At 69.4% G+C, this 18,991-nt stretch carries 19 protein-coding genes; 6 read left to right on the forward strand and 13 right to left on the reverse strand.

The window, feature by feature from the left end:
- Nucleotides 1-31 precede the first annotated feature (31 nt).
- The 4 genes from AAIL17_RS09055 (at nucleotide 32) to AAIL17_RS09070 (ending at nucleotide 2,547) form a co-directional block, all read left to right on the forward strand.
- A complete protein-coding gene (locus tag AAIL17_RS09055; protein WP_424682498.1) occupies nucleotides 32-598 on the forward strand; it encodes a nitroreductase family protein in 567 nt (188 codons plus the stop codon).
- Nucleotides 586-1,491, forward strand: a complete 906-nt coding sequence (locus AAIL17_RS09060; protein WP_424682499.1) for a 5'-3' exonuclease — start codon at nucleotides 586-588, stop codon at nucleotides 1,489-1,491. The genes AAIL17_RS09055 and AAIL17_RS09060 overlap by 13 nt, the downstream gene beginning before the upstream one ends.
- Before the next feature lie 46 nt (nucleotides 1,492-1,537).
- Nucleotides 1,538-2,125 carry an NUDIX hydrolase gene (locus AAIL17_RS09065; RefSeq protein WP_424682500.1) on the forward strand — a complete coding sequence of 196 codons (588 nt, stop codon included), beginning with the start codon at nucleotides 1,538-1,540 and terminating at the stop codon, nucleotides 2,123-2,125.
- Nucleotides 2,126-2,196: 71 nt separating this feature from the next.
- Nucleotides 2,197-2,547 (forward strand): hypothetical protein, encoded by a 351-nt coding sequence (locus AAIL17_RS09070; protein WP_424682501.1) that lies wholly within the window; start codon nucleotides 2,197-2,199, stop codon nucleotides 2,545-2,547.
- Between the two features lie 151 nt (nucleotides 2,548-2,698).
- On the opposite strand, the gene AAIL17_RS09075 is transcribed toward AAIL17_RS09070, so the two are convergent.
- The 3 genes from AAIL17_RS09075 to AAIL17_RS09085 all read right to left on the reverse strand — a co-directional run bounded on the left by AAIL17_RS09075 (nucleotide 2,699) and on the right by AAIL17_RS09085 (nucleotide 6,049).
- Nucleotides 2,699-4,792, reverse strand: coding sequence for a M13 family metallopeptidase (locus AAIL17_RS09075; RefSeq protein WP_424682502.1), 2,094 nt, complete (start codon nucleotides 4,790-4,792; stop codon nucleotides 2,699-2,701).
- A 226-nt stretch (nucleotides 4,793-5,018) separates the two neighbouring features.
- Nucleotides 5,019-5,471, reverse strand: a complete 453-nt coding sequence (locus tag AAIL17_RS09080) for a hypothetical protein (RefSeq protein ID WP_424682503.1) — start codon at nucleotides 5,469-5,471, stop codon at nucleotides 5,019-5,021.
- Nucleotides 5,468-6,049, reverse strand: coding sequence for an RNA polymerase sigma factor (locus AAIL17_RS09085; protein WP_424682504.1), 582 nt, complete (start codon nucleotides 6,047-6,049; stop codon nucleotides 5,468-5,470). Before AAIL17_RS09085 ends, AAIL17_RS09080 begins: the two co-directional genes overlap by 4 nt.
- Nucleotides 6,050-6,159: 110 nt before the next feature.
- Here AAIL17_RS09085 and AAIL17_RS09090 point away from each other — a divergent pair, with 110 nt between their 5' ends.
- Both AAIL17_RS09090 and AAIL17_RS09095 read left to right on the forward strand, forming a co-directional pair.
- The gene (locus tag AAIL17_RS09090) at nucleotides 6,160-6,486 is read left to right on the forward strand and encodes a DUF6249 domain-containing protein (protein WP_424682505.1); all 327 of its coding nucleotides are present in this window, start codon (nucleotides 6,160-6,162) and stop codon (nucleotides 6,484-6,486) included.
- A 2-nt stretch (nucleotides 6,487-6,488) separates the two neighbouring features.
- Nucleotides 6,489-7,445 (forward strand): aspartyl protease family protein, encoded by a 957-nt coding sequence (locus AAIL17_RS09095; protein WP_424682506.1) that lies wholly within the window; start codon nucleotides 6,489-6,491, stop codon nucleotides 7,443-7,445.
- Between the two features lie 11 nt (nucleotides 7,446-7,456).
- On the opposite strand, the gene AAIL17_RS09100 is transcribed toward AAIL17_RS09095, so the two are convergent.
- The 10 genes from AAIL17_RS09100 to AAIL17_RS09145 all read right to left on the reverse strand — a co-directional run bounded on the left by AAIL17_RS09100 (nucleotide 7,457) and on the right by AAIL17_RS09145 (nucleotide 18,984).
- Nucleotides 7,457-7,756 carry an STAS domain-containing protein gene (locus AAIL17_RS09100; protein WP_424682551.1) on the reverse strand — a complete coding sequence of 100 codons (300 nt, stop codon included), beginning with the start codon at nucleotides 7,754-7,756 and terminating at the stop codon, nucleotides 7,457-7,459.
- Nucleotides 7,757-7,774: 18 nt separating this feature from the next.
- Complete coding sequence (locus AAIL17_RS09105) at nucleotides 7,775-8,947, reverse strand: methyl-accepting chemotaxis protein (protein ID WP_424682507.1); 1,173 nt, start codon at nucleotides 8,945-8,947, stop codon at nucleotides 7,775-7,777.
- Between the two features lie 16 nt (nucleotides 8,948-8,963).
- Complete coding sequence (locus tag AAIL17_RS09110) at nucleotides 8,964-10,064, reverse strand: protein-glutamate methylesterase/protein-glutamine glutaminase (protein WP_424682508.1); 1,101 nt, start codon at nucleotides 10,062-10,064, stop codon at nucleotides 8,964-8,966.
- 135 nt (nucleotides 10,065-10,199) lie between these two features.
- On the reverse strand, nucleotides 10,200-10,850 hold the full coding sequence (cheD, locus tag AAIL17_RS09115) for a chemoreceptor glutamine deamidase CheD (protein ID WP_424682509.1): 651 nt from the start codon (nucleotides 10,848-10,850) through the stop codon (nucleotides 10,200-10,202).
- Nucleotides 10,847-11,722, reverse strand: coding sequence for a CheR family methyltransferase (locus AAIL17_RS09120; protein WP_424682510.1), 876 nt, complete (start codon nucleotides 11,720-11,722; stop codon nucleotides 10,847-10,849). Before AAIL17_RS09120 ends, cheD begins: the two co-directional genes overlap by 4 nt.
- Nucleotides 11,723-11,724: 2 nt before the next feature.
- Nucleotides 11,725-13,458: a methyl-accepting chemotaxis protein gene (locus tag AAIL17_RS09125; protein WP_424682511.1), complete on the reverse strand. Its 1,734-nt coding sequence runs from the start codon at nucleotides 13,456-13,458 to the stop codon at nucleotides 11,725-11,727.
- A gap of 13 nt (nucleotides 13,459-13,471) precedes the next feature.
- On the reverse strand, nucleotides 13,472-13,975 hold the full coding sequence (locus tag AAIL17_RS09130; RefSeq protein ID WP_424682512.1) for a chemotaxis protein CheW: 504 nt from the start codon (nucleotides 13,973-13,975) through the stop codon (nucleotides 13,472-13,474).
- A gap of 103 nt (nucleotides 13,976-14,078) precedes the next feature.
- Complete coding sequence (locus tag AAIL17_RS09135) at nucleotides 14,079-15,095, reverse strand: hypothetical protein (protein WP_424682513.1); 1,017 nt, start codon at nucleotides 15,093-15,095, stop codon at nucleotides 14,079-14,081.
- 62 nt (nucleotides 15,096-15,157) lie between these two features.
- Nucleotides 15,158-16,849, reverse strand: a complete 1,692-nt coding sequence (locus AAIL17_RS09140; protein WP_424682514.1) for a methyl-accepting chemotaxis protein — start codon at nucleotides 16,847-16,849, stop codon at nucleotides 15,158-15,160.
- A gap of 164 nt (nucleotides 16,850-17,013) precedes the next feature.
- Nucleotides 17,014-18,984, reverse strand: a complete 1,971-nt coding sequence (locus AAIL17_RS09145; protein WP_424682515.1) for a chemotaxis protein CheA — start codon at nucleotides 18,982-18,984, stop codon at nucleotides 17,014-17,016.
- Nucleotides 18,985-18,991: the final 7 nt, after the last annotated feature.

Genomic DNA, 18,991 nt, shown 5'->3' on the forward strand with positions numbered 1-18,991 from the left:
TCATGGGCGACCCGCCTGCAGCACCTCGCCCATGTCCCCTCCGCTCGACCTGCTGATGCAACGCCACTCGGTTCCCTCGCGCCAGCTCGGCGCGCCCGGGCCGGAAGGCGCCGAGCTGCGTGCGCTGCTTGAGGCGGCGGTGCGCGTGCCCGATCACGGCAAGCTGGTGCCGTTCCGGCTGATCGAACTGCGCGGCGAAGCCAAGCAGGCCTTCGGCGAGCGCCTGGCGGCGATCGCCGCGCGCAATCCCGCCCTGTCCAAGGCCAAGCGCGAGAAGGAACGCACCCGCTACACCTTCGCCCCGCTGGTGCTGGTGGTGGTCGCGCGGGTAGCAGCGGACAGCAAGGTGCCGCCGATCGAGCAGGAGGTAGCCGCCGGCTGCGTGGCCTACAACCTGCTGCTGGGCGCGCACGCGCTGGGCTACGGCGCGCAATGGCTGACCGGCTGGGCCGCCTACGACGCCGACGTGGCCGCGCTGCTGCGCCTGGCCGGCAACGAGCGGGTGATCGGCTTCGTGCACATCGGCACGCCGCAGATCGACGTGCCCGACCGCGAGCGGCCGGCGGTGGAAGAGGTGTTCTCCACGTGGACGCCGTGACCGCCAGGACCGACGCCGTCCACCTGGTCGACGGCAGCCTGTACGTCTTCCGCGCCTGGCATTCGATGCCCAACCAGTTCCACGACGCCGACGGCCACCCGGTCAACGCGGTGCACGGCTACACCCGCTTCCTCTGCGAACTGCTGGAGAAGACCCGCGCCGCGCACCTGGCCGTGGCCTTCGACGCCTCGCTGACCAGCTCCTTCCGCAACGCCATCTATCCGGCCTACAAGGCCAACCGCGAGCTGCCGCCGCCGGACCTGGAGCGCCAGTTCGTGCTGTGCCGCGCGATCACCGCGGCGGTGGGCGTGACCGTCATGATCGACCACAGCTACGAGGCCGACGACCTGATCGGCAGCGCGCTGTGGAGCCTGCGCGGGCACGGCCTGGACAGCGTGATCGTTTCGGCCGACAAGGACTTCGGCCAACTGCTCGGCGAGCGCGACGAACAATGGGACTTCGCCCGCAACGTGCGCTGGGGACCGGCCGGCGTGCACGAAAAGCTGGGCGTGCATCCGCACCAGGTCGCCGACTACCTGGCGCTGTGCGGCGACGCGGTGGACAACATCCCCGGCGTGCCGGGCATCGGCGCCAAGACCGCAGCCGCCCTGCTCGCCCATTTCGGCAGCCTGGACGCGCTGCTGGAGCGGGTCGAGGAAGTGGCCTTCCTGCGCCTCCGCGGCGCCGCGGCCTGCGCCGCGCGCCTGCGCGAGCACGCCGAGATGGCCCTGCTGTACCGCCGGCTGACCCGCATCGCGCTGGACGCACCGGTGGCGCCCACCGCCGATGCGCTTCGCCGCCAGGCCGGCAGCGGGCAGTTGGAGGCGCTGTGCGAGCAGCTCCGCTTCGGACCGCTGACGCGCAGCCGGCTGCGCGCGGTACTCGAAGGCTGAACTGCCGCCGGTTGAGCGCCGTCGCGGCGCACGGCACCATGGCCGGATGAATTCCACCTCCCCGCTTCCGCCCGACGCCCACGCCCCCGTGGAAACCCTCTGCGAGGGCCGCTGGCTCAGCCTGCGCAAGCGCGGACGCTGGGAGTATGCCGAGCGCAACAACCCCGGTGGCGCGGTGATCATCGTGGCGGTGACGCCGGACGATTGCGTGCTGTTCGTCGAGCAGTACCGGGTGTCGATCCTCAGGCAGACCATCGAGATGCCGGCAGGCCTGGTCGGCGACCTCGCCGACCAGCTCGACGAGAGCGCGCTGCTGGCCGCCACGCGGGAACTGGAGGAGGAGACCGGCTACCGCTGCGGACGGGTGGATTTCATCCACGAGGGCCCCTCCTCCTCGGGCATGAGCACCGAGATGATCGCCTTCGTGCGCGCCCACGACCTGGTCCGGGTCGGCAATGGCGGCGGCGACGAAACGGAGAACATCGTGGTGCACGAGGTGCCCCGGCGGGAGGCCGGCGCCTGGCTGTTCGCCCGCGCGGCCGAGGGCTATTCGGTCGACCCCAAGCTGTTCGCCGGGCTGTGGTTCCTGGAGCACGCGGAACAGGCCGGGACGCCGGCCCCTGACCCGGGCTAAAGATTTCCTTCGAGCGGCCGATTCCTGGGTTGTCGCCTCCTATCGACATCCCTAACGCAACGGAATCCGCCATGAAAATCCTGCTCGCCTCCGCCCTGTTCCTGCTCGCGCCGATGGCCGCGCACGCCGCCTGCTCGCCCAGCGACTTCGCCGTGCAGGACTTCAAGATCGCCGCCAGCAGCGGCCGCCTGAGCCTCAAGGGCCAACTGGTCAACCATTGCGCCGAGCCCGCAGCCGCGCAGATCACCATCGAAGCGAAGGACTCCAGCGGCAACGTGCTGGCAAGCAAGAAGGGCTGGCCGGCCGGCACCGCCAACATCGCGCCGGGCCAGTCGGTCGAGTTCGACCTGGGCCGCCTGTTCCGCTACCAGTCGGACATGCAGAGCTTCACCGCTGGCGTGGCCAGCGTACGTACCTGGTAAGCATCGGACTGGATGCACCGGCAAAGCAGAGAGGCCCGATCGGGGCCTTTTTGTTGCCTGTCGCACCGGTTTGGGCGGCCTTTCGCAAGGCCTCTCCCATCCGCCCTTCGGGCACCTTCCCCCGTGAACGGGGGAAGGATTCGGGTGGCAATTACCAGATGTGCACGCGGTCCTTCGGATCGAGGTAGAGCTTCTGCCCGGGCTTCGGATCGAAGGCCTTGTACCAGGCATCGATGTTGCGCACGGTCTGCGCGCGGTAGCGTCCCGGGGCGTGGCCGTCGGTGATGATCTGCTGGCGCAGCGCCGCGTCGCGGGTCTTGCTGCGCCAGGACTGCGCGAAGGCCAGGAAGAAGCGCTGGTCGCCGGTCAGGCCCTGGATCACCGGAGCCGGCTTGCCACCGAGCGACTTGTGGTAGGCGATCCAGGCCGCGGTCAGGCCCGACACGTCGGCGATGTTCTCGCCCAGCGTCTGCTGGCCGTTGATGTGCAGCCCGGGCAGCGGCTCATAGGCGTCGTACTGCTCGACCAGCTTCTGCCCGGCGGCCTTGAAGTGGGCCAGGTCCTCGGGCGTCCACCAGTTGGCCAGGCGGCCCTGCGCGTCGAACTCGGCGCCGGTGTTGTCGAAGCTGTGGCTGATTTCGTGGCCGATCACCGCGCCGATCGAGCCGTAGTTGGCGGCCGCGTCGGCCTTCGGGTCGAAGAACGGCGCTTCCAGGATCGCTGCGGGGAAGTTCAGCGCGTTCTGCAGCGGCAGGTTGACCGCGTTGACGGTCTGCGGGGTCATCCACCATTCGCCGCGGTCGACCGGCTGGCCGAGCTTGGCCTTCTGGTGGCGGTATTCCTGCTCGACCGCGCGCAGGTGGTTGCCCAGCGCGTCATCCGGCTTGATCGCCAGCGCGCCGTAGTCACGCCAGGTCTCCGGGTAACCCACGCCGACCTTGAGCGATTCGATCTTGGCCTTGGCCTTCTGCTTGGTGGCCTCGGTCATCCAGTCGAGCTGGCCGACGCGCTCGTCGAACGCGGCCAGGATGTTCTTGACCATGTCCTGGACCTGCGCCTTGGACGCCGGCGGGAAATATTGCTTGACGTAGATCTGGCCCACCGCGTCGCCGAGGTCGTTGTTGACCGCGCTGATCGCCCGCTTCCAGCGGTCGCGCTGCTTGGGGGTGCCGGTCAGGGTGTGGCCGTAGAACTCGAAGCTGGCGTCGGCATAGGCCTTGGGCAGCAGGCCGGCGCTGTCGTTGATGGTGTGGAAGGCGAGGTAGTCCTTCCAGGTCTCGATCGGTTCGCTGGCGACCAGCGCGGATAGGCCCTTGATCGCCTCGGGCTGCCAGGCGTCGATTACCGGCTGTCCAGCCAGGCCGGCGGCCTCGAAATAGGCGTTCCAGTCCATGCCCGGCGCCTTCTGCGCGTAGGCGCTGGTCGGCCACGGGTTGTTCGCCTTGTGCACGTCCTCGCTCTCGACCAGGCTCGCCTGGGCCTTGGCGATCTTCATCTCCAGTCCGAAGATGGCGTCGGCCTTGGCCTGCGCATCGGCCATGCCGGCGCGCTGCAGGGTGGCGCCGATGTAGGCCTTGTACTTGGCGCGGAAACCGGCCATTTCCGCGTCATCCTTGAGGTAGTAGTCGCGGCTGGGCATCCCTAAGCCGCCCTGCAGCAGGTAGGCGATGTTGTGCGAGGGATCTTCCAGGCCCTGCGTCACGAACAGGCCGAACAGGTGCTCGGTCTGCCAGTTGGTGGCGTTGATCGGGTCGACGTCGGCGCGCAACTGGCCGCCGAGCACACGCGAGAGGTCAGTGCGCGTGCGGATCGCGGCGATCTTGTCCAGTTCCGGCTTGAGCGGCGAAAGGCCGGCCTTCTCGATCGCCGCGGTGTTCATGAACGCGGCGTAGTAGTCGGCGATCTTGCGCTGGTTGCTGCCGGCCGCCGGATGGCTGGCGCCGGCCTCGCGGATGATCTGCGCGTTGCGCTTCTCGGCCTTCTGGAACACCTGCAGGAAGATGCCGGTGCTGGCGCGGTCGGCCGGGATCACCGCCGTCTTGCGCCAGTTGCCGTTGGCGTAGTCGTCGAAGTCGTCGCCCGGCTTGACCGAATGGTCCATGCCGGCCAGGTCCACGCCCATCGCGTGGGCGGCCATGGCGCCCGCCGGCGCCTTGCCTTGCTGGGCCGCCGCCGCGAACGCACCCGCACTCACCGCCGAACCGCACAGCATTGCGGTCGCCACCATCCATCGCATCGCTTGCATCGCCTTGCTCCGCCGTGGAAACAGGCGCCCACGATAGCGGCGAAGGAGCAAGGGGGCGTGCATGACCTCTGGGCTAGGAGGATGAAGCTCCCGCTGCCAATGCGGCGGTCGCGCGCTCTGCTCCCTCTCCCTCCGGGGTTGGGGTGAGGGGCCGCACTGGCCTCGAGCCGACGTGGCTCTGAAGAGACACCCCGCCGCAACCCATGCCGCCGCGAGCCCCGTTGCGTCAAACGGGCTGCTGAGGATGGTGCAACCAGCCCCGGGACAGGCGGGACAGACCCAGGCATGCGGCCAGCGCCCAGACCCAAGGCTTGCCCAGCAACATGCCGACTGCCCCAAGGTCGAGCGAGGGCAGCCACTCGGCGCCATACAGGACGGTGACGGCCAGCGCGGCCAGTGCCATCGCCGCGGCAAGCAGCACGAGCAGGTCACGTTCCAGGCGGGTATCGGCCGGGCGGGCGGCCTTTGCCGCCTGCCGCGCCACCCGCCGTGCGAAGTCGGGCGGCAATTGCGCATCCAGCGGCTGCGCCAGGGCATGGGCCACCAGGCGGTAGCTGCGCAGTTGCGGCTCGCCCTGCTCCGGCGCGAGCCCGGCGCGTTCCTCGGCCAGCGCGCGCTCCTGCGCGGACCATTCGTGCGCGTCGTCGTCAGGCAAGGGGAAACGGGGATCGTGGTTCATACGGCAACTCCCAGCCGGCCTTCGAGTACGGCGCGAAGGCGCAGGCGTGCGCGGAACAGGTGACTCTTGATGGTGCCGGAGGCCAGCCCGGTGATCGCGGCGATCTCAGGAATGCTGGCCTCCTCCAGATGGTAGAGCGTCAGCACGGTGCGCTGCACCGGCGGCAGCGCGTCGATGGCGCCATGCAGGCGGCGCGCAACCTGGGCGTCGCCGAAGGCCTGCTCCAGGTCGAACTCGTCGCCCAGGTTTTCCAACGGCGAAGGAATGTCCTCGTCGGCGGCCGGCTCGAGCAGCGGTATGCGCTTGCGCTGCAGGTGGCGCAACGCGATCGAGTAGGCCACCTGCCCGATCCAGGACTTCAGCGCGCTCTCGTAGCGGTACTGGTGCAGGCACTGGTGCACGCGCAGGAAGGTTTCCTGGCACAGCTCCCGCGCGTCCTCCGGATGGCGGACCATGCGGTAGATGATGTGCCAGCACAGGCCCTGGTAATCGCGCACCAGGCGCTCGAACGCGCCAGGCGCGCCGCGCAGCACGGCGTCGACCAGTTCACGGTCCGGGTTGGTGGGGCGCTCGTCCATCGCCCATGGGATACGCGCCAGGGGCAAACGGTTGCAAGTGTCTGCGGATGCAACCGCCAGGCCGTCCATCGTCTCTCTTGGCCCGAACCCTCAACACAGGAGCAGGACCCATGAACTTCGGCGATCTCATTCCCATCACCCTCTTCATCTGCATCACCTACGCGATCAAGGTCGTCGTCGACGCCCGCGTGCGCCGGCAGATGGTCAGCGTCGGCGGCTCGGAAGAACTGGTGCGCTCGGTGCTGCAAAGCGAGGAACTGCGCCGGCGGCATTCCTCGCTGCACTGGGGCGTGGTGCTGGTGGCGCTGGGGATCGGTTTCGCGCTGATCCAGGCGTTCGGCTGGCAGGACCTGACGCCCGGACTGGTGGCGGTGCTGGCGGTGGCGACCGGTGTCGGCAACCTGGTGTTCTACGGGATTGCGCGGCGGCTGGGTTGAACATGGACGTCGCATCGGGCCCGGACGGCCGCGGCAATACCGGCGGGCCCGTGCGGAAGACGCACAGGCGGATACCTCGCCTGGCCGGCATCGCGCTCGCCGCGCTCACCCTGCCGGTGGGCGCCCAAAGCCCGCCAGCGGCCCCGACCGGCGCATGCAGGCTCGCCGCGCTGCCCGCCGCCGACCTGCTCGTGCGCGTGCCCTTCGACGTCGTGGACGGACGCGTGTACGTGCAGGCCCGCGCCAACGGCCAGGGCCCGTTCCGGTTCGCGGTGGACACGGGCGCCAGCGGCACGGGCAGGCTCGATGCCAGCCTGGCCTCGGCGCTGCGCCTCCCCGCAGCCGCAGCGGTCGAGAACTCCGATGGCGTGCAGACGCAGGCGGCCGGTACGACGCATCTGGATATGCTGGCCCTGGGCGGGCTGGTCAGGCGCGACGTCGACCTGATCACCCGGGACTACGCCGGCAAGATGGCCCCGAAGGCCAGGTTTGCCGGCATTCTTGGCCGCGACTTCTTCGCGGACGGCCTGTTGGTGATCGACTACCCGCGCAGGACACTCTCCTTCACGCGCTCACACCGCCTGTCGCCGAGGGACGCTGGCGCGGTCACCTACCAGCGTCCGTTCCGCGTCGCGGCGAGCATCGGTCCGCTGCAGACCGAGGCCAACCTCGATACAGGCGCCAACGCGTCGCTGGTGTTGCCGGCAGCGCTCTATCCGAAGGTGGAGGCCAGCGGCCTGATGCAGGGTCCCGAGGGCAGGCTCACCAACACCGTGATCGACACCGAGCGGACCCGCCTGAAAGATCCCGTCCGCATCGGTGCGATCGCGCTGACCGGCGTCGATGCGCTCGTTTCCCGGCGCTTTCCCGAACTGCTGGTCGGCAGCCGGATCCTGAGCCGGTTCGTGCTGGTCATCGACCAGCGCAGCCGGAGCGTCGCGCTCTGCCCCGGCGACTGACCCCAAGCGGGTCAGTGCAGCACGAACAGCTTGTCGAAGCCGGCCACGCGCAGCGTGCCGCGCAGTTCGTCGCGGGCGTTGACGATGCGGATCTCGGCGCGGTCGGCGCCCGCATGCTCGCGCAACAGCAGCAGCATGCCCAACGCGGAGCTATCCATGCGGGTCACTTCGCCCAGGTCGATCACGTAGCTGCGCGCCTTGACCCCGGAGCCCAGGCAGGCGTCGTGGAAGTCGCGGTGCATGCTGAAGTCGAAGTGCTCGCCCAGATGCAGGGTCAGGCAATCGGTGTCGCTGTCGTGGTGGACATTGATGCTCATGGCGCAGGTTCCTTAAAAGAGTTCGATCTCGCCGGCGTCCATCGAGCTCTGCAGCGCGGGGCCGCGCGACCGCAGGCGGGCCTTCTCGCGCTGGATCGCCAGGCGGGCGCGCACGCGCTGGGCGCGCGCTTCCAGCGCCTCGGCGTCGATCCGGCTGCAGGCCAGCTCCTCGATGTCGCGGGTGCAGTCGGCGGTGATCTCCTGCAGCTCGACCAGGCGCGTGCGGGTCTGCTGCAGGAGCTGGCTCAGGATGTCCTCGAACTGCAGCGAGCGGATCGTGGTGGAGACGTCGCTGCCCAGGCCGCGGTTGATCTCCACCACCTGGTCGGCGACCGCGCTGGTGCGCGCGTCCGACTCGGTGACGTGGGCCATCATCGCGTCGATGCCGCCCTTGGCCGACAGCGCGACGTTGAGATCCTGCGAGGCCATCGTGCCGACCAGCCCGCGCAGTTGCTCCATCGCGGCGCGCGCACGCTCGACGTGGCTGCCGATCTGCTCGTTGAACTGGTTGGAGTTGCTGGCCAGGTTGCGGATCTCGCCGGCCACCACCGCGAAGCCGCGGCCGGATTCGCCCGCGCGCGCCGCCTCGATCGAGGCGTTCAGCGCCAGCAGGTTGGTCTCCTCGGCGATGGTGTTGACGTTCTTCAGCAGGCCGAACACCGCGTCCATTTCCTTGGCCATGCCGTCGATGCGGTAGACGATGCGCAGGCTCTCGCGCGACATCTGCACGATCATGCCGACGAAATGCTCCAGCAGGTCGCCGGTCCGCGCGGCGAAGTCCTGCACCGAGACGCCGCCGTTCTGCACGTCGATGATCTGCTTGAGCAGCGACTGCTGCAGGCCGGTCTTCTGCGACAGGCCGTCGAAGCCGCCGCCCAGTTCCTGCACCGCGTCGCGCAGCAGGTCCAGGCCCTGGTGCAGTTCGCGCGTGGCGTGACCGAGTTCGTCGACCAGCGCGCTGCGCACGTCTTCGAGCGCCTCGCGTACCGGCGTGCTGTCGACCTCGACCGGCACCTCGACCGGCGCGGTGCGGCGCGCCTCGACGATCCACGCGGCGGCCAGCGCAATCACCAGCAGCGGCGCGAGCCAGGCCGGATGCCACAGCAGGCTGACCAGCAGCGCCAGGGCGCTTGCCGAAAACCCGATCAGGTGGCGGGTGTGGAAGAAGGAGAGGATGGCGTTCATGGAATTGCTTCCGCGATCAAAGGGCGGCGGCGCGGGGTGCGCTGTCGAGGGGTTGGCGCGCCAGCCGGAGCAGGCGCGCGGCAATCTGGTCCAGCGGCAGCGCTTCGCGCGCGGCGCCGAGCTTGTAGGCGGCACCGGGCATGCCCCAAACCACCGAGGAATCTTCGTCCTGCACCAGCGTGGCGGCGCCGGCCTGGTGCAGCTCGAGCAGGCCGCGCGCGCCATCGTCGCCCATGCCGGTGAGCAGCGCGGCGACGGTGGCCTTGCCGACGCTGGCCGCCATCGAGCGGAACAGCACGTCGACCGACGGCTTGTGGCGGTTCACCGGCGGGCCGTCGTGCAGGCGGCAGACGTGCTTGGCGCCGTCCCACATCACCAGCAGGTGCTGGCTGCCGGGCGCAATGTAGGCGTGGCCCTGCTGGATCGGCTGGCCGTCGTGCGCCTCGCACACGCGCATCGCCGAGCAGTTGTCCATGCGCGTGGCGAACGGGCCGCTGAAGGCGGCGGGAATGTGCTGGGTGATCACGATCGGCGGTGCGTCCGGCGGCATCGCCTCGAGCACCACGCGGATCGCCTCGGTGCCGCCGGTGGAGGCCCCGATGGCGATGATCGGACTGCCGCCGCGCGTGCCGGCCGACTGCGACAGCGGCAACACGGCATCGGCGGACAGCCGCGGCGCCACGTCGAGCTTGCGTACCGCGGTGCGGGCGCGCGGCTTCGAGCGCGCCGCCGTCACCACCTTGGCGCAGATCTCCTGCGCACTGCCGGCGAACGTGCCGGCCAGGTCGCTGGCGGGCTTGGCGAAGAAATCCACCGCGCCCAGTTCCAGCGCGCGCAGGGTGACCTCGGCGCCCTGCTCGGTCAGCGACGACACCATCACCACTGGCATCGGCCGCAGCCGCATCAGGTTTTCCAGGAAGGTCAGCCCATCCATGCGCGGCATCTCGACGTCGAGCGTGAGCACGTCGGGGTTCAGCTGCTTGATCTTGTCGCGCGCGATCAGCGGATCGGCCGCGGTGCCGACCACCTCGATGCGCGGATCGGAGGCAAGCATGGTCGACAGGAGCTTGCGCACCAGTGCGGAATCGTCGACTACCAGTACTCGCACTTTGTCCATGCCGTTATCTCGAGCTTGCCTTGTTTTGGGTGGAGCGATGGCGCTGGGTCGTGAGGGCGTTGATCCGTCTGCACCACGGCAGGGCCGCCGCTGGACGGCGGATGCCGCGCCCCCACGGCCCAGCGCCACCCTTCGTCAGAAGAGCTCCACCTCTCCCTTTATCGGATCGTTTGCCAAACGCTTGAGGTAGAACCGCTCGCCGTCCACCAACTGGGCGTCGCGCGTGCCGCGCAACTGGCGCACGCGCACCTTGCCGCTGGCCGGGAAGTACTGGACCTGGCGCGGGTACACGTCGCCAAGGTCCGACGCCGCCACGGCCAGCTTCTCGGTGGCCAGGTAGCGCTGCACGAACTCGATGTTGCGCCGGCCCACGTCGGTCATTTGCGCCAGCACGCGGCCGCCGCCGAAGACCTTCACTTCCAGGTCCTCGCGCTGGCCGCCGGCTTTCAGGATGGCGTTGATGAGTTGCTCCATCGCATCGGAGCCGTAGCGCGCCGCGCGGCCGACCGCGGCCGACCAGGCGTCGCGCTCGCCGACCGGCTCGGGCAGCATGAAGTGGTTCATGCCACCCACGCGCCGACGCCTGTCGCGGATGCACGCGGCGATGCAGGAACCGAGCACGGTGGAGATCATCTCCTCCTGCGCGCTCACGTAGAACTCGCCCGGCAGCACCTTGGCGGTGACGCACTGGTGGGTCGGGTCCCAGAACCTGCGCAGGTGCTCGAAACCGGGTAGAGCGGGTGCGATCGCCTGGCCTCGCGGCAGGCTCGCGGCAACCTGGGTCATGCAGTCTTCTTCCGATAGATGGTGCGGCCGATCAGTTCGAACTCTTCGGAAAGACCGTGCATGGATTCGGAGTGGCCCAGGAACAGCGGCGCACCCGTGGGCAGCAGACGGGCGAAGCGGCGGAACAGCTTCTGCTTGGTCGGCTGGTCGAAATAGATCACTACGTTGCGGCAGAAGATCGCGTCGAACGGTCCCTGCATCGGCCATTCGTGCAGCAGGTTGAGCGGCAGGATGGTGGTCAGCTCGCGCAGCTTCGGGTGCACGCAGGCCAGGCCCGCGTACTCGCCCTCGCCGCGCAGGAACCAGCGCTTGCGCCGCTCGGCGTTGACGCCTTCCAGCCGTTCGACCGGATAGACGCCCTTCTGCGCCGCGGCCAGCGCCGCCGGCGAGAGATCGGTGGCGAGGATCTTCGCGTCGACGTTGCGGCCGCAGCGCTCCAGCGCCTCGGCCAGCACCATCGCCAGCGAGTAGGGTTCCTCGCCACTGGAGCAGCCGGCCGACCAGATGCGCAGGCGATCGCCCTCGCGACGTTTCTGCTCGAGCCACTGCGGCAGCATCTCGTTGGCCAGCGCCTCGAAGTGGTGCACCTCGCGGAAGAAGGCCGTGACGTTGGTGCTGATCGCGCTGGCCAGCTCCCCCAGCTCGCGCTCCGGGTCGGTGCGCAACAGTTCGCAGTAGGCGCCGAAGTCCTTCAGGCCCAGCGCACGCAGGCGCCGCGCCAGGCGACCCTGCACCAACTGGTGTTTCTGTTCGCTCAGCGCGATGCCGCAGTGCTGGTAGACGAACGTGCGCAGGAACTGGAAGTCGCGGTCGCCGAGCAACGGACCGGCGAGGCCGGCCGCAGGGTTGTCGTGGTCGACCACCGCGCTCATGCTCAGAACTCCTTCCACACGCCCGCATCGGCCACCGCGGCAGCCGGCTCGGCCACGCGCACCACGCGCGGCGCCGGAGCGCTGCGCACGGCGGCGAACACCGCCTCGGCCTCAGCCACCACGGCCGACGCGGTCGGCTTGGCGGCCGGCGCCGGCGCGGCGGCGGCATCGCTGTCCAGGCGGAAGAACGCCACCTGGCGGGCCAGCTCGTTGGCCTGCTCCTGCATCGCGCGGGCAGCGGCGGCAGCCTCCTCGACCAGCGCGGCGTTCTGCTGGGTCATCTCGTCCATCTGCGACACGGCGTGGTTGACCTGGTCGATGCCGGCCGACTGCTCCTGGCTGGCCGCGGCGATCTCGGCCACGATGTCGGTGACCTTCTTGACGCTGTCGACGATTTCCGAAAGGGCCTTGCCCGACTGGTCGACCAGTTCCGTACCGGTGCGCACCTTCTCCGCGCTGTCGTTGATCAGCGCCTTGATCTCCTTGGCCGCGCCGGCCGAGCGCTGCGCCAGGTTGCGCACCTCGGTGGCGACCACCGCGAAACCGCGGCCCTGCTCGCCGGCCCGCGCCGCTTCCACGGCCGCGTTGAGCGAGAGCAGGTTGGTCTGGAAGGCGATCTCGTCGATCAGGCTGACGATGTCGGAAATCTTGCGGCTGGAGGCGTTGATCTCCTTCATCGCCACCACCGCCTGCGAAGCCACCTCGCCGCCGCGCTCGGCCTGCTCGCGGGCGCCGCGGGCCAGCTGGTTGGCGTGGCTGGCGTTCTCGGCGTTCTGCTTGACGGTGGAGGTCATCTCCTCCATCGAGGAGGCGGTTTCCTCCAGGCTGGAGGCCTGTTCCTGCGTACGCTGGGAAAGGTCGTCGTTGCCGCGGGCGATCTGCTGCGCGGCGGTGCTCACCGCGCCGGAGCCGTGGCGCACCTCGCCGACGATCGCCGACAGGCGCTCGTCCATGCTGCGGAACGCTTCCAGCAGCTGGCCAAGCTCGTCCTTGCGGTTGCACTGGATCGCATGGCCGAGCTTGCCCTGCGCGATCTCGCGGGCGACACGGCCGGCATAGGTGAGCGTGCTGATGATCGAGCGGCTCAGCGACAGCGCCATCCAGATGGCCAGCAGCAGGCCGGCAGCCAGCGCGCCGATGCTGATGGCGCGGATCAGCCTGAAGCGCGAGACCTGGCCCTGGTAGGCGGCGAAGGCCTCGTCCCGCTGCATGGAGACGAGTTTGTCCAGCACCTCCAGGCGCATCATCATCAGCGGGCGCACTTCCATGTCGAGCACGTCGCCGGCGGCCTCGTCGTGCTGGTTCAGCGCGTCGGTCATGTCCTTCAGGCCGCTGATGTAGTCACCCTCGTCGGCCAGGTATTTCTTGTACTGCGCGGCGACCGCGTCGCTCTTGGGAGCGGCGTCGAACTCCTTCTTCTCGGCAAGGAACTTCTTTTCCAGTGCCGCGTATTCGTCCATCTTCTGCTTGAGCTGCGGCGGCTGCTTGACCAGCCGGGCCGCCTCGCCGAGCACGATGAACTGCATCAGCGAATCGGCGCGCATGCGGGAGACGGTCTGCGCCGTCACCAGCTCGTCCTGGTACATCGAGCGCATGCCCTCGTTCTGCAGCTGCATCGAGCCGATGCCGATCACGGCGCCGGCCACCAGCATCAGCATCAGCATGCCGAGCACCAGGCGCAGGCGGCCGCGCACGGTCAGGGCGGGAATCTTGAACTTGAGTTTCGGCATTTTCATCGGTCGGTCCTGGTCAGGCCACGGCTTTGACTTCGGTGGCCGCGGGCAAGGCGGCTTCGAGCATCTGCGCGTCCTGCGGCTGCAACAGCTTGTCCACGTCGAGCAGCAGCACCATGCGCTCCTCGATGGAGGTCAATCCCTTCAGGTATTCGGTATCCACCGCGGTACCCATGTCCGGCACCGGGCGCACCTTGTCGGCCTGCACGTCCAGCACGTCGGAGACGGCATCGACCACGACGCCGAACAGGCGCCCGGCCACCGTCACCACCACGGTCACCGTGGTGGCGGTGTATTCCTCGCGCGCGAGCCCGAAACGCAGGCGCAGGTCCAGCACGGGCACGATGGCGCCGCGCAGGTTGAGCACGCCCAGCACGTAGTGCGGCGCCTGCGGGATGCGGGTAACCGGCGTCCAGCCGCGGATCTCGCGCACGGCCAGGATGTCGATGCCGTACTCCTCGGGACCGAGGCTGAAGGTAAGTTGCTGTACGACCGACGCGGCCTGGGGTTCTTCTTGCATGGGACGGGTACCTGGTGTCGTGGCGGACGCTTCGCGGACGTCCTGCTTCATTCAGGATGTCGGCGCCGCGGGACGGAACTTGAGCGGCGCGCCGGGGGGCCGCTCAGAAGCTGAGTTCGCTCCAGAGCCCGACCTCGTCGGAGCTGCGCACCTCGCGCCCCTGCCGGCGCAGGGCGTTGTGCTTGGCCACCAGCGCCAGCCGCACGCGCTTGACCGGCTGCCACTCGATGCCGGCGTCGGCATAGCGGCTGCGCTGGTCCGGCGCCTGCAGGCGGCTCGGCTGCAGGCGGTCGTAGCGGGCGAACAGGCTCCAGTGCGGCGCCACGCGTACGCTGGCCCAGGCCGACCAGCTGCGGCCGCGGTCGCTGGCCGGATCGTGCAGGGAGGCCCAGTTGCTGGCGTAGGCGTAGCGCACGCCCAGGCGCCAGGTGTCGTCCGCGTAGGCGGCGAGCAGGTCGATGCGCCGGGCGGTGTGGTACAGCTCGGTCAGGTCGCCATCCTCGGCGCGCTGCCCGTCGTAGCCGCCCAGCGCCAGCACCGTATGGGCGCTGGGGTGGTAGGAGAACTGCGCCTCCACGTCGGCGCGGTTGCCCACGCTGGGCCGCTTGTAGCCGCCCCCGGTCACCACGGACAGCGCGTAGTCGAACTTCGGCGCCAGCGCGCCGCGGACGTGCACGCCCCAGTCGGCGGCGGAGTCGATCTTCTGCAGCGAGGTGGCCAGCGCATCGATGTAGCGGTAGCCGTACCACTGACTGACCAGCGCGGTCCAGGGAAGGTCGTCCGCGCCCACGCGCACCACCCCTGACTGGCCGTAGCGGCGCTGCACGTAGGCCCGCTTGAGCCACAGGTCCGGGTCGCGTTCGCCGCGTAGCCAGTTCACGTCGGCAGTGGCATGCACCGACCAGGCCGGGTCGATCGCGTAGTCCGCGTCCAGGTAGAGCCGCTTGAGATCGGCATCCACGTCGCTGCTGCGGGTGCCGGCGACGCGGTCGTGCCGGTCCAGCTGGCTGACGTCGGCGAAGGCCTTGCCGCCGAAGGTGAACTCGCCTGCATGCGCCACCGGGGCAAGCAGGGCCAGGCCCAGCGCGAGGCGCCGGGCGGTGCGGGTTGCAAGATGCATGATCGTGGGGTCCTGCGGGATGGCGCGGGACCCGCGCCATCTGTCGAAAGGGAATGCCGGGCTCAGAACTCGGTCCAGGCACCGGCAGCGGCAGCGACGGCGCGCATGGGTTCCGCCCGACGCGCGGCGGCGCGCGGCAGCACGACCTCGGCTTGCTGTTGCGCGTGCACACCGGCGGAACCGCCGTCCAGCCGGAAGAACAGCATCTGCTGGCGCAGCCCGGCCGCCTGGTCCTGCATCGCGCGCGCGGCGGCGGAGGCCTCCTCCACCAGCGCGGCATTCTGCTGGGTCACCTCGTCCATCTGGGTCACGGCACGATTGACCTGGTCGATGCCGGCCGACTGCTCCTGGCTGGCGGCGGCGATCTCGGCCACGATGTCGGTGACCTTCCTGACGCTCTCGACGATGCCCTTGAGCGCCGTTCCCGACTGGTCGACCAGCCGGCTGCCGGCCTGCACGCGCTCCACGCTCTCGCCGATCAGCGCCTTGATCTCACGGGCCGCCGCGGCGCTGCGCTGGGACAGGCTGCGTACCTCGCCGGCCACCACCGCGAAGCCGCGGCCCTGCTCGCCGGCACGCGCCGCTTCCACGGCCGCGTTGAGCGAGAGCAGGTTGGTCTGGAAGGCGATCTCGTCGATCAGGCCCACAATGTCCACCACTTTGCGGCTGGAGGCGCTGATCTCGCCCATCGCCAGCACCGCCTGCGCCACCACGGCGCCGCCGCGCTCGGCCTCTTCGCGCGCGCCGGAGGCGAGCTGGTTGGCGACGCTGGCGTTCTGCGCGTTCTGCTTGACCGTGGAGGTCATCTCCTCCATCGAGGCGGCGGTCTCCTCCAGGCTCGAGGCCTGCTCCTGCGTGCGCTGGGACAGGTCGTCGTTGCCCTTGGCGATCTGCTGGGCCGCCGTGCTCACCGCCTGGGCGCCGTGCTGCACCTCGCCGACGATCGCCGTCAGCCGTTCGCGCATGCGCACCAGTGCGCCGAGCAGGCTGCCGGACGGGAATGCCGGTTCGCCGTCCGCCACCGCCAGGTCGCCCTCGGCGATGCGTCCGGCCATGGCCACCGCGAAATCGGGCTCGCCGCCGATGCTCTGCCGGATGCTGCGCATGGACAGCCATACCACCAGGATCACCAGCAACCCGACCAGGCCCGCCTCGGACAACTGGACGGCCAGCGTGTGGCGGAAATCGGCGTCGATGTCCTCGAAGTAGTCGCCGGCCGCGAAGTTGATGTTCCACGGCTTGAACAACTGCGTGTAGGTGATCTTGTCCTTGCCGCTGCCGTCGGGCATTTTCTGCGTGTAGCGGGTCAGCGCGTGGCCGTCGCGCAGGTCGGCGTCGCGCATGATCCGGTAGTGCGGCTTGCCCTTGAAATCGGTTTCGCCGGCGATGCTCTTGCCGACCAGTTCGGGCTTGAGCGGGTGCTCGCGCATCACCAGCCCGGAATCGAAGGCGAAGATGTAGCCCTTGCCGCCCTTCCACTGCATGTCGTGGATCTGCGCCAGCGCCTGGCGCTGGGCCTCGGCTTCGCTGAGCTCGCCCTTCTGTGCGCGATCGTGGAAGCGCTGCGCGACGGAGACGGCCGACTCGATCTGGCTCTGCAGGTTGTGGGCCAGGGCCGTCATCTGCCGGTCGCGGCTGGAAAAGGCGTTGAGCACGGTCAGACCGGCCAGGCCGACCACCATCATCACCACTACCACGCCGACGCGTGCATTGAGGCTCAGCCGGCCGAGCGACCAGCGTTGGAACACGGACATGAAAAAAACCTCGTCATTCGCCTACGCGCGACCGCCGGCTCGCAGCCCGTCGCGTTGCCGCCGGCGGGATCCTGCCGGCAGGCCGTTGAAAGGAAGCCCGCGCGCTCCTGCCGCAGGGTCCAATGATTGCTTTCGTGACTGCCGCGTGCCGGCTCGCGCCGTGCTCAGGCCGCCTTGCGCCGCCCGTGCAGCCGGACCAGGCCGGCGATGTCGGTAATCAACGCCACCGAGCCGTCGGCCAGGATGGTCGCCCCGGACACGCCCTGCACGCGGCGGTAGTTGTCTTCGAGCGACTTGACCACCGCCTGCTGCTGGCCGACCAGGCCGTCGACGAACAGGCCCACGCGGGAACCGTCGCCCTCGACCACGATGACCAGGCCCTCCTCGATCGCGCGCCTGGCGCCGGCGCAGCCGAACAGCTCGTGCAGACGCAGTACCGGCAGGTACTCGCCGCGGAAGCGGAACAGCTCGCCGCCGCCGGCCACGGTCTTGAGCGATTCGGGCTTGAGCTGCACCGACTCGACGATCGACACCAGCGGCACGATGTAGCGCTCCTCGCCCACCGCGGCGGTGAGGCCGTCGATGATCGCGAGGGTGAGCGGCAAGGTGATGGTGAACACGCTGCCCTGGCCCGGCTTGCTGCGGATGGTGACCGTGCCGCCGAGGTCCGAGACGTTCCTGCGCACTACGTCCATGCCCACGCCGCGGCCGGACAGGTCGGTGGTGACCGCTGCGGTGGAGAAGCCGGGCTGGAAGATCAGCTCGCCCACCGCCTCTTCGCTCAGGCCCTCGCCGCTGGCGATCAGGCCGCGCTCGATCGCCTTGCGCACGATCGCGTCGCGGTTGAGTCCGGCGCCGTCGTCGGACACTTCCACTACGATGTTGCCGCCGCGGTGGTAGGCGTCGAGCTTGAGCGTGCCGGTGTCGTTCTTGCCGGCGGCACGGCGCTTGTCGGGCGTCTCCAGGCCGTGGTCGATGGCGTTGCGCACCAGGTGCACCATCGGGTCGCCGATCTTCTCCAGCACCGTCTTGTCCAGTTCCGTCTGCTCGCCGTGCAGCTCCAGCTTCACCTGCTTGCCGAGCTTCTGGCTCAAGTCGCGCACCAGTCGGGGGAAGCGGTTGAACACCGAGGCGATCGGCAGCATGCGGATGCCCATCACGCTTTCCTGCAGCTCGCGCGCATGGCGGGCGAGCTGGGTCAGGCCGTGCTGCAGCAAGGCCAGGCGCGAAGGGTCGAATTCCTCGCGGAAGGTGTCGAGCATGGCCTGGGTGATGACCAGTTCGCCGACCAGGTTGATCATGCCGTCGATCTTGTCGATCGACACGCGCACCGAGCCCGAATCGGCATTGGCCTCGCGCGTGCCGCGCGCGGCTGCCTCGGCGATGCTGGCCGGCGCCGGCGGCGCGGCCGGCGTCACCACGGCGCTGGGCTTGGGTTCGATGGCCAGGTCGCATTCGTCCTCGACCCAGTCGAACACCGCCTTGATGTCCTCGCGCTTGACCGGCGCCTTCAGCTCGATCGACCAGCCCAGGTGGCACTGCTCCGGATCGAGCTTGGCCAGTGCCGGCAGCCGCGACAGGTCGGCCTCGACGGCGAGTTCGCCCAGCCCGGCCAGTTCGCGGATCAGCCGCAGCGGGTCGTTGCCGCCGGCGAGCATGCCGGCGTGCGGGTGGAAATGGATGATCCAGGCCTCGGCCTGGTCGCCGGCGCGGCGGCCCTGGACGACGGATGCGGCCGGCGCGGCGCGCCCCATCATCGCCGCCAGCTCGCCGCGCACGCCGTCGGAGGTGGCGTCGTTGAGCGGCTGGCCGGCCTTGGCGCGATCGAACATGCCGCGCAGGCAGTCCACCGAGCGCAGCAGCAGCTCGATGATCGGCTTGTCGATCGCGCGCTTGCCGCCGCGGACTTCGTCCAGCAGCGACTCGGCTTCGTGGGTGAACGAGGCCATCTCCGGGAAACCGAAGGTGGCCGCGCCGCCCTTGATCGAGTGCGCGGCGCGGAAGATGGTGTGCACCAGCTCCCCGTCGCCACCCTCGTCCAGCGCGAGCAGCGAGGATTCCATCGTGTCGAGCCCTTCCAGGCTCTCCTCGATGAATACTTGTTGGAACTGCGCCAGGCCGCCCGCACTGCTCATCGGATCG

The sequence above is a fragment of the Frateuria sp. YIM B11624 genome, assembly GCF_049727805.1.
Taxonomy (GTDB): domain Bacteria; phylum Pseudomonadota; class Gammaproteobacteria; order Xanthomonadales; family Rhodanobacteraceae; genus Frateuria_A.

What these genes read in the sequence shown, in the direction of transcription:
- AAIL17_RS09085 (WP_424682504.1), bottom strand. Translation starts at nt 6,049, where the DNA reads ATGGACGAGCGCCCCACCAACCCGGACCGTGAACTGGTCGACGCCGTG.
- AAIL17_RS09090 (WP_424682505.1), top strand. Translation starts at nt 6,160, where the DNA reads ATGAACTTCGGCGATCTCATTCCCATCACCCTCTTCATCTGCATCACC.
- AAIL17_RS09105 (WP_424682507.1), bottom strand. Translation starts at nt 8,947, where the DNA reads ATGAACGCCATCCTCTCCTTCTTCCACACCCGCCACCTGATCGGGTTT.
- AAIL17_RS09080 (WP_424682503.1), bottom strand. Translation starts at nt 5,471, where the DNA reads ATGAACCACGATCCCCGTTTCCCCTTGCCTGACGACGACGCGCACGAA.
- AAIL17_RS09140 (WP_424682514.1), bottom strand. Translation starts at nt 16,849, where the DNA reads ATGTCCGTGTTCCAACGCTGGTCGCTCGGCCGGCTGAGCCTCAATGCA.
- AAIL17_RS09120 (WP_424682510.1), bottom strand. Translation starts at nt 11,722, where the DNA reads ATGAGCGCGGTGGTCGACCACGACAACCCTGCGGCCGGCCTCGCCGGT.
- AAIL17_RS09125 (WP_424682511.1), bottom strand. Translation starts at nt 13,458, where the DNA reads ATGAAAATGCCGAAACTCAAGTTCAAGATTCCCGCCCTGACCGTGCGC.
- AAIL17_RS09070 (WP_424682501.1), top strand. Translation starts at nt 2,197, where the DNA reads ATGAAAATCCTGCTCGCCTCCGCCCTGTTCCTGCTCGCGCCGATGGCC.
- AAIL17_RS09065 (WP_424682500.1), top strand. Translation starts at nt 1,538, where the DNA reads ATGAATTCCACCTCCCCGCTTCCGCCCGACGCCCACGCCCCCGTGGAA.
- AAIL17_RS09130 (WP_424682512.1), bottom strand. Translation starts at nt 13,975, where the DNA reads ATGCAAGAAGAACCCCAGGCCGCGTCGGTCGTACAGCAACTTACCTTC.
- AAIL17_RS09055 (WP_424682498.1), top strand. Translation starts at nt 32, where the DNA reads ATGTCCCCTCCGCTCGACCTGCTGATGCAACGCCACTCGGTTCCCTCG.
- AAIL17_RS09110 (WP_424682508.1), bottom strand. Translation starts at nt 10,064, where the DNA reads ATGGACAAAGTGCGAGTACTGGTAGTCGACGATTCCGCACTGGTGCGC.
- AAIL17_RS09095 (WP_424682506.1), top strand. Translation starts at nt 6,489, where the DNA reads ATGGACGTCGCATCGGGCCCGGACGGCCGCGGCAATACCGGCGGGCCC.
- AAIL17_RS09135 (WP_424682513.1), bottom strand. Translation starts at nt 15,095, where the DNA reads ATGCATCTTGCAACCCGCACCGCCCGGCGCCTCGCGCTGGGCCTGGCC.
- cheD (WP_424682509.1), bottom strand. Translation starts at nt 10,850, where the DNA reads ATGACCCAGGTTGCCGCGAGCCTGCCGCGAGGCCAGGCGATCGCACCC.
- AAIL17_RS09145 (WP_424682515.1), bottom strand. Translation starts at nt 18,984, where the DNA reads ATGAGCAGTGCGGGCGGCCTGGCGCAGTTCCAACAAGTATTCATCGAG.
- AAIL17_RS09075 (WP_424682502.1), bottom strand. Translation starts at nt 4,792, where the DNA reads ATGCAAGCGATGCGATGGATGGTGGCGACCGCAATGCTGTGCGGTTCG.